We start from the raw sequence: 13,048 nt of genomic DNA, 5'->3' as shown, positions 1-13,048 counted from the left end.
AAGATAAAAAATATAAAATTTTTAAATTATGTACTTGACTGTTGTAAACTTGTAAAGTATAATAAACAACATCAAGACTAAGACCTACATAAAGGAATTATAATAATTATATTTTAGGCCTATGCTGGGAGGAATCATAATGAATTTTTCTAAAAAACGTTTGCGCATAGCAGGATTACTTCTTGGTATGACAATGTTCGGTAGCATTTTCGCTGGTTGTGGCGGTGAAGAAGCAGCAAATAGTGATGAAATTAAAATCGGTGCCAATTTTGAAATGACTGGTAATGTTGCCAACTATGGTACAACAACATTAGAAGGTTTGAAATTAGCTATCAAAGAAGCTAATGACGCCGGTGGAATTAATGGTAAAAAAATTACTCTAGTTGAAGCTGATAATAAATCGGACCCTGCTGAAGCAGCTAACGCAGCTACAAAACTTATTTCTGATGACAAAGTTGTAGCTATTGTAGGACCTGCAACTTCTGGTGCAGTACAAGCTGAATCTCAGGTAGCAACTGAAAATAAAGTGCCAATTATCGCACCTGATGCAACAAGCCCTGATATTACAGTAGAAAATGGTCAAGTTAAACCATTTGTATTCCGTGGTTGCTTCATTGACCCATTACAAAGTAATACAATGGCAGCTTTTGCAGCTAACGAATTAAAAGCTAAAACAGCTGTTATTTATTTAGACTCTAGTACAGATTATTCTAAGAGTTTAGCTGAAGTATTTAAAAATAAATTTGAAGCTTTAGGCGGTAAAGTCGTAATGGAAGAAGCTTTCGTAGCTAAAGACCAAGACTTTAAAGCAACTCTTACAAATATTAAAACAGCAAATGCAGATATAATTTATATTCCTGCTTACTATGAAGAAGTTGGTAAAATTGTAAAACAAGCACGTGAACTTGGTATTACACAACCAATTTTAGGTACAGATGGTTGGGATGATACAAAAGTAGTAGATATCGCTGGTGCAGATGCACTTAATAATACTTACTTCATCACTCACTATACTGAAACAGATCCAGATGCTAAAGCTTTTGTAGATGCATTCACAAAAGAATATGGTCATGCTCCAGGTGTATTTGCTGCTCTTGGTTATGATGCAGGTAAAATGCTCGTTGATGCTATAAAACGTGCAGGTAGCACAGATCCAGAAGCAATTCAGAAAGCATTAGCAGAAACTAAAGATTTACAAGTTGGTACAGGTAAACTTACTGTTGATGAAAATCACAACTTGATCAAAAATGCTTTCATTATTGAAATGAAAGATGGTAATAAAGTTCTTAAACAAAGAGTTACACCAACAACAGCAGAAGGCTGATTATACTAGGTGAAAGGGCCGCAATTTTGCGGCCTTTCTTTGTGAAGGAGGAAAGTAAGATGGATTTTTTTGAGCAATTAATACAGCAATTAATCAATGGTATTTCCTTAGGTAGTATTTATGCATTGATTGCTTTAGGCTATACCATGGTATACGGTATTATCAAGTTGATAAACTTTGCCCATGGTGATATTTATATGGTTGGTGCGTATGTAGGCTTTTATGCTGTAACAATGACTAAGATGTCAATTATTCCAGCACTTATCATCTCTATGGTTGTTACTGGTCTTTTAGGAATTTTAGTAGAAAAAATAGCGTATAAACCATTGCGTAAAGCTCCACGTATATCACTGTTAATAACAGCGATTGGGGTTTCATTTTTCCTTGAATATACAAGTATGTATTTTGTTTCACCAACACCAAGAACTTTTCCAAATGTTATTGATTCCTTATCTTTAAATATTGGTTCATTTGTAATTAATGGACAGCAATTATTAATTTTTATTATTACTGTAATTTTGATGGTATTACTCACTTACATTGTACAGAAAACTAAAATGGGTAAAGCTATGCGTGCTGTATCTTTTGATACAGAAACAGCTCAACTCATGGGTATAAATGCAGATAGAGTAATTTCTTTTACTTTTGGTATTGGTTCAGCACTAGCAGCCGCTGGTGGTGTTTTAGTAGGTGTATATTATAACTCTATTGACCCACTTATGGGAATTATGCCAGGGCTTAAAGCTTTCGTTGCCGCTGTATTAGGTGGTATCGGTAGTATCCCAGGAGCTATGACTGGTGGTATTGTTTTAGGTGTAATAGAAGCTTTAGTATCTGGTTTTATATCTTCTACATTCCGTGATGCAGCAGCTTTTGCGATATTAATATTAGTATTGTTATTCAAACCATCTGGTATTTTTGGTAAGAATACTAATGAGAAAGTGTAGGTGTTAAAAGTGAATTCTCTTAGAAAAAAAGATATAATAACTTTAATACTTGCGATTGTTTTATTTGGCGTTTTGCAATTTTTGATGGCTGAAAGAATTATTGGCTCATTCTGGGAATTAAATATTTTCCTTGTATGTGTCAATATTATCATGGCAGCAAGTTTAAATTTGATAAATGGTTATACAGGTCAATTTTCTTTAGGTCATGCTGGCTTTATGGCAGTAGGCGCCTATGTTGGCGTAATTTTAACAGTTAATTTTCATTCTCCATTTATTGTGGCTTTATTAATTGGCGGTTTTGCAGCTGGTATTTTGGGATTTTTGATTGGTTTGCCAACATTGCGTCTAAAAGGTGATTATTTGGCTATCGCTACATTAGGCTTAGGGGAAATCATTCGTATTGTTATCATGAATATAGAGTATGTAGGTGGTGCAGCTGGTTTTAAAGGTATACCACATAATACGACTTTTCCATGGGTATTTTTTATAATGTTATTTACATTGTTCTTCATTAAGAACTTTGTTAATTCTAAATATGGTCGTTCTTGTATTGCTGTACGTGAAAATGAGATTGCAGCAGAAGCTATGGGTGTTAATACTACAAAATATAAAGTAATGGCATTTACTATTGGTGCTATTTTTGCTGGTATTGGCGGTGGATTATTCGCTCATTGTTTCTATATTATCAATCCATCTTCATTTACTTTTATGGCATCATTTAATTTCTTAATCATGGTAGTACTTGGCGGATTAGGTTCAATTACAGGTTCAATCGCTGGTGCATTTGTAGTAACTTTCGTATCAGCAGCACTTGCTAGCTGGCCTGAATTCCGTATGATTGCATATGCATTAGTATTGATTTTATTAATGTTTTATCGTCCACAAGGTCTTTTTGGTTATACAGAAATTACAAGCCTTAAGATTTTCCAACGTTTTAAGGGAGGTCGTGGATAATTATGGAATTATTAAAAACAGATGGTGTATCAAAAGTATTTGGCGGATTAAAAGCAGTATCTAATTTTGATATAGAGATAAATGAGGGCGAACTCATAGGTCTTATTGGGCCAAATGGTGCAGGGAAAACAACTGCATTTAATTTATTGACAGGTGTATATCAACCAACTACAGGTACTATTGATTTTGCTGGTAAAAGTTTAGTTGGATTAAAACCTTATCAGATAACTTCTCGAGGAATTGCACGTACTTTCCAGAACATAAGATTGTTCTCGGAATTAACTGTTTTAGATAATGTAAAGATAGCATATGATTCTCATGCAAAATATAGTTTAGTGGAGTCTGTACTTCGTTTGGGCAGATATTTCAAAGAAGAAGATGAAATCACTAAAAAAAGTCTAGAATTATTAAAGATTTTTAAATTAGAAGATAAAGCTTATGAAGTGGCAAAAAATTTACCATATGGGGCACAACGTCGCTTAGAAATTGCCAGAGCTTTGGCTACTAAGCCAAAATTATTATTATTAGATGAACCAGCAGCAGGTATGAATCCACAAGAAACACAAGAATTGATGGAAATGATACGCTGGATACGTAAAGAATTTGGTTTATCTATTTTACTTATTGAACATGATATGAGCTTAGTAATGGGAATTTGTGAACGCATCTATGTTTTGGAATATGGTTGTATTATTGCCAGTGGAACTCCAGAAGAAATTCAGAAAAATCCTGAGGTTATTAAAGCTTATTTAGGTGGGGAGGTGTAGAATTTATGTTAAAAATAAATGATATGAATGTTTATTATGGTGCAATTCATGCTTTAAAAGGAATTAGCCTAGAAATCAATGAAGGTGAAATAGTTACTTTGATTGGAGCTAATGGGGCAGGAAAATCTACAACTCTACGCACTATTTCAGGGCTTTTAAAACCAAAGACTGGTACAATTGAGTTTGAAGGTAAAAATATTGCCGGAATGCCAGCACAAAATATCGTAAAAGCAGGTATTTCTCAAGTACCAGAAGGCAGACGTGTTTTTGCAGAAATGACTGTTATGGAAAACTTGGAATTAGGTGCATTTATTCGTAAGGATAAAGCTGGTATTGCTAAAGATTTGAAAATGGTATTTGAACGTTTCCCAAGACTTGAAGAAAGGGTAAATCAACAAGCAGGAACTTTATCTGGTGGGGAACAGCAGATGCTTGCTATGGGACGAGCTTTGATGAGTAGACCTCGTTTACTACTTTTAGATGAGCCTTCCATGGGTCTTGCACCATTATTGATAAGAGAAATTTTTTCAATAATACAAGATATCAATAAAGCAGGCACTACAGTTTTATTAGTAGAACAAAATGCAAATATGGCACTTTCTATTGCTAATCGTGCATATGTTTTGGAAACAGGACGAATTACACTTTCTGGTGATGCCAAAGAACTTGCTGCTAGTGAAGAAGTAAGAAAAGCATATCTTGGTGGCTGATTTTATATAGATAATTATTGTATGCAGGGATTCGTTAGATTTATAGCGAATCCTTTCTTATAGGATAATAAAATAAATTTATATGAGGTGAAAAAAATGTTTGTTATTAATAGAATGACGAAAAATCCTATGACAGTAACAGCTGATACTAAAGTTGATGAAGTAGCTCATTTAATGAAAAAACATAATTTTCGTCGCTTACCTGTTGTAGATGATGGAAAATTAGTAGGATTTTTAAGCGATAGTGATTTAATGCGTGTAGCACCATCGCCTGCAACAACCTTATCAAGATATGAGATAAATTCGTTACTTGCAAAAATTTGCGTTCGAGATATCATGAAAAAAGATGTTGTTTCTGTAAATGTAGGTGCAACTATTGAAGAAGCCGCACTTATTATGTATAAAAATAAAATTGGTGGTATGCCAGTTGTAAGTAATATGGGTGCTGTAGTAGGCGTTATCACAGAAACAGATATTTTCAAAACATTTGTAGATGTAATGGGCTTAGCTGATGGAAAAACTCGTATTACTTTGGAAGTTACAGATAAAATTGGTGTAGTTAAAGATATCGCAGAAATCTTTGGACAAGCAGGTGTTAGCATTGATAGCTTGATAACTTGCAAAAAAGAAGATAATAAATACGAAATCGTTATTCGTGGCGATATTACTAATATTGATGATATCAAAGCAAAATTAGAAGCTAAAGGTTATAAAGTTATTCATACAGTAAAAATTGGCTGATTTATAAAAATAAAAATGCACTGCTAAATTTATATTTAGTAGTGCATTTTTTGTTTAAAGATTATTATTCAAGATATTAGGAAATAGTAGTCCACCATTTGTTGAATTTTTGATTGTTTTGGTCAAGAAATACAGTTTCCCCTAATAGTGGAGTGAGCAATTTATATGATTTATTTTGACTAGCTGTATAAATACGTTCAAAAGGATCTTGCCAATGGTGTGGGCTTAGAGCAAATTTTCCACAATGTACAGGTAAAAGTATTTTAGCTTGTAAATCCATAGTAGCTTGAGCTACTTCTTCTGGCATCATGTGAATTTGTGCCCAAGATGTATTATATTGACCATTTTCCATGATAGCTAAATCAAAGCCTTGGAAATAATCACCAATTTCTTGGAATTGAGGGCTATATCCTCCATCACCACTATAAAAAATTTTTTTGGTAGGTGTAATGATGGCAAAAGAAGCCCAAAGAGTTTTATTATTATCTAAAAATCTTCCTGAAAAATGGCGAGAAGGTAAAATATGAATTTTTAAATTATCACTAAGTTTTATTTCACGATACCAATCTTCATCATGAATTATATCAGGATTAAATCCCCAATGATAAAAATGACTACTAACACCTAGAGGGCAAACAATATGCTTGATTTTATGCTTTAGGCTCATAATAGTAGCATAATCTAAATGGTCCCAATGGTCATGAGAGATGATTAGAACATCAATATCAGGCATATCATTAGCTGTATATATATTTGTACCAGCAAAGGCTTTATTGATGAAAAATAAAGGAGAGGCATAATCACTGAATACAGGATCAACTAATATCTTGATACCATCAATTTGTAAATAAAAACTAGAATGACCAAACCAAACAAGTAAATTTTCTTTAGGATTTAAAGCGTTTAAATCTGTTTTTTGCGTAGGAATATTTTCCTTAGGTACAGTTACACCCTTAGTAGGAAATAGAATTTCTTTGATACCATTATAATAATTATCTTTATTGACTAAAACAGATGTAGACTCAAGATTTTGAAATTCCCCATTTACATAATGAGGAGATTTTAAAATCTTAGCTAATTTATCACCCTTAGGTGAACGACCAATCTTAGGCTGATTGATAAAACCAATACCACCCATAGCTAATAAAGCTGTAGTAATACCAGCTAATTTAAAGAAATTGCGACGAGAAATAGACATAAAAATTACTCCAATATATAATAATTAATTTAATTATACATATTGGAGTAAACTTAAAGTCAACATTTTATTCGTTTTTCTTTTATATAAAAGAAAAATGAACCAAAAAGAAAAAGCCCCGCAATATTGATTTTACTTTGGCAAAGATAAAACTATGTCTACAACGCTCTAAACTCGCTTCGCTCAAACAGTAGGACTAAAACCGTAGCCCTAATTTTATCTTTGCCAATAGCTTTCAGCTACCGTAAAAGTCTGCTAATGCGGGGAAAATTTGCATTTATTATAATTGGTTGTAATTTTAAGTTATTTAAGTATAACATTATTATTTGCTATGTAATAATTTGTAACTTATATTTTCCGTATTATAAAATTTTAGTGGTAACCAAAGGTTATTGAAAATAATTATCGCTGAATACGGTTTTAGTCTGAATGTTTGAGCGAAGCGAGTTTCTAAGCGTTGTATGAAGCGATAATTATTTTCAAAACTAAAATTTTATCTGCGGTGGGTATTCTTTTGTTACTTTTCTTTGCCCATCAAAGAAAAGTAAGTTAAAGTGATTATTTTTTTATTAGTAAGCATACAGATTCTACATGACCTGTTTGTGGGAACATGTCTACAGGTTGGATTTCTGTAGCTTTATAGCCTAATTCGTCTAAGATACCGATATCGCGAGCAAGTGAAGCAGGATTACAAGATACGTAGACAATGCGTTTTGGTCTCATGGCAGCGAAAGTTTTTAAAACTTCTGGTGCACAGCCTGCTCTTGGTGGGTCAGTTACGATTACATCTGGACGAAGTCCTTTGCGATAGAGTTGAGGCATTAATTTAGCAGCATCGCCTGTCAAAAATTCAGCATTTCTTATATTATTATCACGAGCATTGGCGATAGCATCGCGGATTGCTTCAGGTACGATTTCCATACCGTAAACTTTTTTTGCTTTTTGAGCTAAAAATAAAGAGATAGTACCTGTGCCACAATAGCCGTCAATTACAGTTTCTTTACCTGTTAAATTAGCATATTTTAAAGCACATTCATATAATTTTTCTGCTTGTTCTGTATTTACTTGGAAGAAAGAAAGTGCGGATATTTTGAATTTTAGACTGCCTAATCTGTCTGTGATATGGGAAGCACCCCAAAGAATTTTGCATTCTTTGCCCATGATGATATTATTTCTACCAGTATTGATATTTTGTATGACACTTGTCAAATTTGGGATTTTAGAGCGTAGGAAATTCACGATTTCACGCACGCGAGGTATTTTTGGTTGAGCAGTAACGAGTACGACCATACATTCAGTTTCATCGCGATTAGTGCGACCTACAACATGGCGTAAAAGACCATAATGAGTTTTTTCATCATAGACACTTAATTTAAACTTTGTAGCCATTTCGCGTACAGCATTGGCGATTACATTATTTGTATGTTTTTGAATATGGCAGTTTTCAGTATTGATGATATTATGACTGCTATGGGCATAACAACCAACGATAATACCTTCTTTTTTACTTCTGCCGATTGGAAATTGCATTTTATTGCGATAGTGCCATTCGTGAACAGATGGCATAGTAGGGTGAATGATGATATCTTTTTTGATGGCGATATGTTCCATCATATCGATTACTTTTTGCTTTTTAGCATTGAGTTGAGCTTCATAAGAATAATGTTGAAGCTGGCAAGCACCACAGTCATCATATACTTTACAGATTGGTTTTATTCTGTCTGAAGTTTTTTCAAGAATAGATACTATTTCGCCTGTAGCATAATTTTTTTTCACAAGTGTGATTTTAGCTTCTACAGTTTCTCCAGGAAGTGCATAAGGAATAAATACAGTGAAATTTTCAAAACGTCCAACGCCTTCACCGCTTTGCCCCATTCCTGTGATTTTTATTTCATATTTCTGTCCTACTTGAACAGGAATTTTACTTTTCATTAATTAAAAAATCCTTTCTATAATAAATAATTATTTAGCAAATGATACTTGAGTTAATAAATCAAGTGGTTTAGCAATTAAAATATCTGCGCCATTTTGTTTTAATTCATCAGCAGGTCTAAAGCCCCATAATACACCAACAGCTAACATATCGGCATTTTTGGCAGTCTGCATATCTACATCAGAGTCCCCAAGATAAGCTATTTCTTGAGGTTTTAATTGCCAATTTTGGGTAATCATCAAGACTTTGCCTGGGTCTGGTTTGCGTTTTAATCCAGCTTTATCGCCGATTATTTCGCTGAAAATACCTTCACCAAATAATAATTTTACGATATTTTTGGCAGCTTCATCATGTTTATTTGTACAAATACCGAGTTTTATATTTTGTTGTTGTAATTTTTTTAATAAAGTTAAGATATCTTCATAAGGAGCTGTGTGGTCTAAATTATGTTTAGCGTATACTTGCTTGAATTTAGCTAAAGCTTCATCTAAAAGATATTGTTTATCTTGAGGTAGGGAACGCTCCATTAATTTTTTTATGCCGTTACCTACACGATATTTATAACTTTCGATATCATGAGTAGGTAAATTATATTCAGTAAGTACAGTGTTTACACTATTTGCTAAATCTGTTAAAGAATTGACAAGAGTGCCGTCAAGGTCAAATATAACGCCTTTGTAGTTCATAAAATCAACCTTCTTATATTTGTAGTTTTATATTAAAAATTAGTATGTGATTTTTCTAATTCTAAGAGATAATTTTTTAATTTTAATCCACCTGCATAACCGATTAATTTTCCATTAGAGCCAATAACGCGATGACAGGGAATAATAATAGGCAGTGGATTTTTATTATTAGCCATGCCTACAGCTCGATATGCTTTAGGCTTATTGATTTTTTGAGCGATTTCTTTATAACTAGTAGTTTGTCCATAGGGAATATTTTGAAGTTCTTTCCATACTGCAAGTTGAAATGGCGTACCTGTTAATTTAAATGGTAAAGAAAATGTAGTACGTTTTCCTTGGAAGTATTCATCTAATTGAATAGTAGCCATAGATAAAAGCTCTGTTGTTTGTAACAGAGCTTTTTGTGGTTGCGTAAATTGAATATTAATTAAATGAGTTTCTGTCGCTACTAGATATAAAGAGATATTTTCAAATTGATATTTACAAGTGTAAAGCATAGTTAGACCTCTTTTATCATAGTGGTTAAAATTTCAGCGATTTGTTTTAATTTCCAAGGTTGCATTTTCAATACAGGTATGGCTCTTTTGTATTGATGTATAGTCGCCATGATGATGACATCACTAGTTTCTTTGCTCAAATCAGCACAATGACGAGAGATAGCAACTTCGCCACCTTTACTTAAAAATGTTTGTTTTAAAATATTGGCAGCTTTACTATTTACATCATAAAGTTTTATCACTTTGAAAAGAGCTTTATCTTGCATTATTTTTATGCCAGCATCAGTGCAGTGGATATCTTGCATAGCATGGCGTGCTTCATCAATAGTATTTAAATCTAATATTTCAGGTGAAAAATCATTTATCATTTTCATTTAACCTAAATAAGGATTGATTTGTTTTTCATAGGCAATAGTAGTTGCTCCACCATGACCAGGAAAAACAGTTAAATTTTCATCTAAAGTCAAGATTTTTGCTTTTAAATTGGAAATTAAATCAGTCATAGAGCCAGTAGGAAAATCAGTTCTACCAATAGAGCCAGCAAATAAAGAGTCGCCACTCATAACAACGCCTTCACCAACAAGGCAAATTCCACCAGGTGTATGCCCTGGAGTATGAATTACTTTTAGATTGCAATTGCCAAAAGAAATAATGTCGCCTTCATGTAAGATTATATCGGCAGGTTGAGAAATTATAGGTCTACCCATATAGCCATTTTCAGAAAGATTGAGATGTGGGTCAGTGAGCATACAAGCATCATCAGTATGAATAGCCAATTTTGCTTTTAGAGCTAAACCTAATTCTTTATTAGCGCCAATATGGTCAGCATGACCATGTGTATTTACAATATATTTAATATGAAGTTTTAAATTATCGACTACATTTAAAATACTTATAGCTTCATCGCCTGGGTCGACGATTATGCCTTCTAAAGTTTGTTCATCATATAAAATATAGCAATTTTCCATGATTGGGCCAACTACTAAGGCTTTTATTTTCATGATAATGCTCCTTTGTAATTTTTATTAGTTTATTTTTCTTTAGCAGAACTACTCAAATTACGACGAACGCTGTAAACATCTTTAAGACGGCGGAGAGTATTCATTAATTGTTCTGCACGAGCTAAATTTTTTGTATGGAAAGTAATAGTCATTACAGCAGTTTTATTGCTAGGGATACTGCGAGAAGAAATATTTTCAATATTTATTTTCGCATCAGAAATTCTAGCAATAATTTCAGTTAAGATACCTTGTCTATCGTAACAACCAACTTCGATAGTTACAGGATAAGATTGGTCTGTGCTGATATCCCAATTTACATCAATGACGCGCATCATATCATTGCCTTCACGCAATACATTTGGACAATCGGCACGATGAACAGATACACCGCGACCACGAGTTATATAACCGATTATTTGGTCGCCTGGGATAGGATTACAACATTTTGCTAAATGCACAAGGAAACCATCTTCACCTTCGACTAAAATACCATGACTTGCTTTTTTCTTAGATGTTTTAGGCTTGATTTTTTCAAGCATTTGTGAAATATCCGGAGGGGTGATTTCTTGTAGGTCTTTTTTATAAAAAGCAATGAGTTTACTCATAATGCTATTTACAGTGATACCACCAAAACCGATAGAAGCAAACATATCATCAGTATTTTGGATATTTAATTTTTGAGCTACTTGTAAAAGTCTATCATTTTTGGCTAAATCTTTAAAATTGTAGCCTAAATGTTTAGCTTCATTTTCTAATAATTCAAGACCGCGGGAGATATTTTCTTCACGACGTTGTTTTTTGAACCATTGGCGGATTTTTGTTCTTGTCTGTGAAGATGCTACAATATTTAACCAATCTGGACTTGGCCCATTATTTTGTTTATTGGTAATTACAGAAACGATATCACCGTTTTGTAAAGTATATTCAAGTGGAACAATTTTGCCATTTACTTTAGCACCTACACAGTGATTGCCGATATCTGTATGAATGTGATAAGCAAAGTCTATAGGGTTTGAGCCTTTTGGTAAATTGATAACATCACCGCGAGGAGTATATACGAATACTTCATCGGAGAAAATATCAATTTTGAGTGCTTCAAAATATTCGCGTGGGTCGGAAAATTCATCTTGAAGTGTAATCATTTGGCGGAGCCATGAAAGTTTTTTATCGTATTCGCTATTAGCTCCTATGCTTTTATTGCCAGCTTCTTTATATTTCCAGTGAGCAGCAATACCATATTCGGAAATAGCATGCATGGCAAAAGTACGAATTTGAATTTCAAGTGGAAGGCCATTATCTGTGATTACAGTAGTATGCAAAGATTGATAGCCGTTAGTTTTTGGTACAGCGATATAATCTTTAAATCTACCTGGTAGCGGTTTCCACATAGCGTGAATAATACCAAGTACAGTGTAGCAATCAGGGATAGTCTGCACTAATACACGCACAGCGAGTAAATCGAAAATATCAGAGATATCTTTATTGCTTTTTTTCATTTTGCGGTAGATACTGTAGAAATGTTTTGCTCTACCTTTGATTTCACCTTTTAAATGAATTTTATCAAATTCTTGCTGTATTTTTGCTACAGCGTCATTGATAAAACCTTGGCGTTCTTCACGTTTTTGGTTTACTTTATCGACTAAATCATAATAAGTTTCAGGTTCAAGATAACGCAAACATAAATCTTCAAGTTCCCATTTGATATTGGAAATACCAAGGCGATTAGCAAGTGGTGCATAAACTTCTAGCGTTTCTTTAGCAATGCGTTTTTGTTTTTCTTCACGCATATATTTTAAGGTACGCATATTATGCAAGCGGTCAGCTAATTTTATCATGATTACACGAATATCTTTAGCCATAGCTAAAAACATTTTGCGGTATGTTTCAAGCTGTTGATCCTCTTTGGATTTATATTTCATTTTGCTGAGTTTAGTTACGCCGTCAATGAGCATAGCAACTTCTTCGCCAAAGAGTTCTTTCATTTGTTCAATGGTATAGATTGTATCTTCCACAACGTCATGCAATAAGGCAGCAGCAATAGTAACCTCGTCGATATGTAAATCAGTTAAAATCATAGCAACATGTAATGGGTGTGTGATATACATTTCACCTGAAATACGTTTTTGGTCAGCATGTGCCTCATAAGCAAGATTATAAGCTTTAGTAATTAAATCAAAATTAGCTTGTGGATTGTAACTTTTTACGGTATTGATAATATCATCAATTGTAATATCCATATTATCAGTTTTCATCTTAATCACTCCAGAGATTATGAAAAACATAATCATAA

General features: G+C 33.4%; 13 protein-coding genes. 6 read left to right on the top strand and 7 right to left on the bottom strand.

The genetic code is table 11. The annotated features are described in order from the left end of the window. The first annotated feature begins 139 nt into the window (after positions 1 to 139). The 6 genes from GXM21_RS10115 (at position 140) to GXM21_RS10090 (ending at position 5,443) form a co-directional block, all read left to right on the top strand. Positions 140 to 1,324, top strand: coding sequence for an ABC transporter substrate-binding protein (locus GXM21_RS10115; RefSeq protein ID WP_008539868.1), 1,185 nt, complete (start codon positions 140 to 142; stop codon positions 1,322 to 1,324). Between the two features lie 59 nt (positions 1,325 to 1,383). Beyond that, on the top strand, positions 1,384 to 2,271 hold the full coding sequence (locus tag GXM21_RS10110) for a branched-chain amino acid ABC transporter permease (RefSeq protein WP_008539869.1): 888 nt from the start codon (positions 1,384 to 1,386) through the stop codon (positions 2,269 to 2,271). A gap of 9 nt (positions 2,272 to 2,280) precedes the next feature. Further along, positions 2,281 to 3,225, top strand: coding sequence for a branched-chain amino acid ABC transporter permease (locus tag GXM21_RS10105; protein WP_008539871.1), 945 nt, complete (start codon positions 2,281 to 2,283; stop codon positions 3,223 to 3,225). A 2-nt stretch (positions 3,226 to 3,227) separates the two neighbouring features. Beyond that, on the top strand, positions 3,228 to 3,992 hold the full coding sequence (locus GXM21_RS10100; protein ID WP_008539875.1) for an ABC transporter ATP-binding protein: 765 nt from the start codon (positions 3,228 to 3,230) through the stop codon (positions 3,990 to 3,992). A gap of 5 nt (positions 3,993 to 3,997) precedes the next feature. Continuing rightward, a complete protein-coding gene (locus GXM21_RS10095) occupies positions 3,998 to 4,702 on the top strand; it encodes an ABC transporter ATP-binding protein (protein ID WP_008539876.1) in 705 nt (234 codons plus the stop codon). A 96-nt stretch (positions 4,703 to 4,798) separates the two neighbouring features. Beyond that, positions 4,799 to 5,443 carry a CBS and ACT domain-containing protein gene (locus GXM21_RS10090; RefSeq protein ID WP_008539877.1) on the top strand — a complete coding sequence of 215 codons (645 nt, stop codon included), beginning with the start codon at positions 4,799 to 4,801 and terminating at the stop codon, positions 5,441 to 5,443. A gap of 76 nt (positions 5,444 to 5,519) precedes the next feature. Here the strand turns inward: GXM21_RS10090 and GXM21_RS10085 are convergent, their stop codons facing one another. The 7 genes from GXM21_RS10085 to GXM21_RS10055 form a co-directional block, all read right to left on the bottom strand. Then, complete coding sequence (locus GXM21_RS10085) at positions 5,520 to 6,641, bottom strand: MBL fold metallo-hydrolase (RefSeq protein ID WP_008539878.1); 1,122 nt, start codon at positions 6,639 to 6,641, stop codon at positions 5,520 to 5,522. 558 nt (positions 6,642 to 7,199) lie between these two features. After that, positions 7,200 to 8,573 (bottom strand): 23S rRNA (uracil(1939)-C(5))-methyltransferase RlmD, encoded by a 1,374-nt coding sequence (gene rlmD / locus GXM21_RS10080; RefSeq protein ID WP_008539881.1) that lies wholly within the window; start codon positions 8,571 to 8,573, stop codon positions 7,200 to 7,202. Positions 8,574 to 8,603: 30 nt separating this feature from the next. Further along, positions 8,604 to 9,260, bottom strand: a complete 657-nt coding sequence (locus tag GXM21_RS10075) for an HAD family hydrolase (RefSeq protein WP_008539882.1) — start codon at positions 9,258 to 9,260, stop codon at positions 8,604 to 8,606. 32 nt (positions 9,261 to 9,292) lie between these two features. Beyond that, a complete protein-coding gene (locus GXM21_RS10070) occupies positions 9,293 to 9,757 on the bottom strand; it encodes a methylated-DNA--[protein]-cysteine S-methyltransferase (protein ID WP_008539883.1) in 465 nt (154 codons plus the stop codon). 2 nt (positions 9,758 to 9,759) lie between these two features. Next, positions 9,760 to 10,125, bottom strand: coding sequence for a hypothetical protein (locus GXM21_RS10065; protein ID WP_008539884.1), 366 nt, complete (start codon positions 10,123 to 10,125; stop codon positions 9,760 to 9,762). Between the two features lie 6 nt (positions 10,126 to 10,131). Then, a complete protein-coding gene (locus GXM21_RS10060; RefSeq protein ID WP_008539885.1) occupies positions 10,132 to 10,758 on the bottom strand; it encodes an MBL fold metallo-hydrolase in 627 nt (208 codons plus the stop codon). Between the two features lie 29 nt (positions 10,759 to 10,787). Then, positions 10,788 to 13,010 carry a RelA/SpoT family protein gene (locus GXM21_RS10055; RefSeq protein WP_008539886.1) on the bottom strand — a complete coding sequence of 741 codons (2,223 nt, stop codon included), beginning with the start codon at positions 13,008 to 13,010 and terminating at the stop codon, positions 10,788 to 10,790. Positions 13,011 to 13,048: the final 38 nt, after the last annotated feature.

Origin of the sequence: Megamonas funiformis (genome assembly GCF_010669225.1) — a bacterium.
Taxonomy (GTDB): Bacteria; Bacillota; Negativicutes; order Selenomonadales; family Selenomonadaceae; genus Megamonas; species Megamonas funiformis.
This window is presented reverse-complemented; position numbering and strand designations above follow the sequence as displayed.

Excerpts from the sequence above, each read along its gene's own strand:
- GXM21_RS10115 (WP_008539868.1), top strand. The coding sequence starts at position 140 with ATGAATTTTTCTAAAAAACGTTTGCGCATAGCAGGATTACTTCTTGGT.
- GXM21_RS10110 (WP_008539869.1), top strand. The coding sequence starts at position 1,384 with ATGGATTTTTTTGAGCAATTAATACAGCAATTAATCAATGGTATTTCC.
- GXM21_RS10100 (WP_008539875.1), top strand. The coding sequence starts at position 3,228 with ATGGAATTATTAAAAACAGATGGTGTATCAAAAGTATTTGGCGGATTA.
- GXM21_RS10095 (WP_008539876.1), top strand. The coding sequence starts at position 3,998 with ATGTTAAAAATAAATGATATGAATGTTTATTATGGTGCAATTCATGCT.
- GXM21_RS10090 (WP_008539877.1), top strand. The coding sequence starts at position 4,799 with ATGTTTGTTATTAATAGAATGACGAAAAATCCTATGACAGTAACAGCT.
- GXM21_RS10085 (WP_008539878.1), bottom strand. The coding sequence starts at position 6,641 with ATGTCTATTTCTCGTCGCAATTTCTTTAAATTAGCTGGTATTACTACA.
- rlmD (WP_008539881.1), bottom strand. The coding sequence starts at position 8,573 with ATGAAAAGTAAAATTCCTGTTCAAGTAGGACAGAAATATGAAATAAAA.
- GXM21_RS10075 (WP_008539882.1), bottom strand. The coding sequence starts at position 9,260 with ATGAACTACAAAGGCGTTATATTTGACCTTGACGGCACTCTTGTCAAT.
- GXM21_RS10070 (WP_008539883.1), bottom strand. The coding sequence starts at position 9,757 with ATGCTTTACACTTGTAAATATCAATTTGAAAATATCTCTTTATATCTA.
- GXM21_RS10065 (WP_008539884.1), bottom strand. The coding sequence starts at position 10,125 with ATGATAAATGATTTTTCACCTGAAATATTAGATTTAAATACTATTGAT.
- GXM21_RS10060 (WP_008539885.1), bottom strand. The coding sequence starts at position 10,758 with ATGAAAATAAAAGCCTTAGTAGTTGGCCCAATCATGGAAAATTGCTAT.
- GXM21_RS10055 (WP_008539886.1), bottom strand. The coding sequence starts at position 13,010 with ATGAAAACTGATAATATGGATATTACAATTGATGATATTATCAATACC.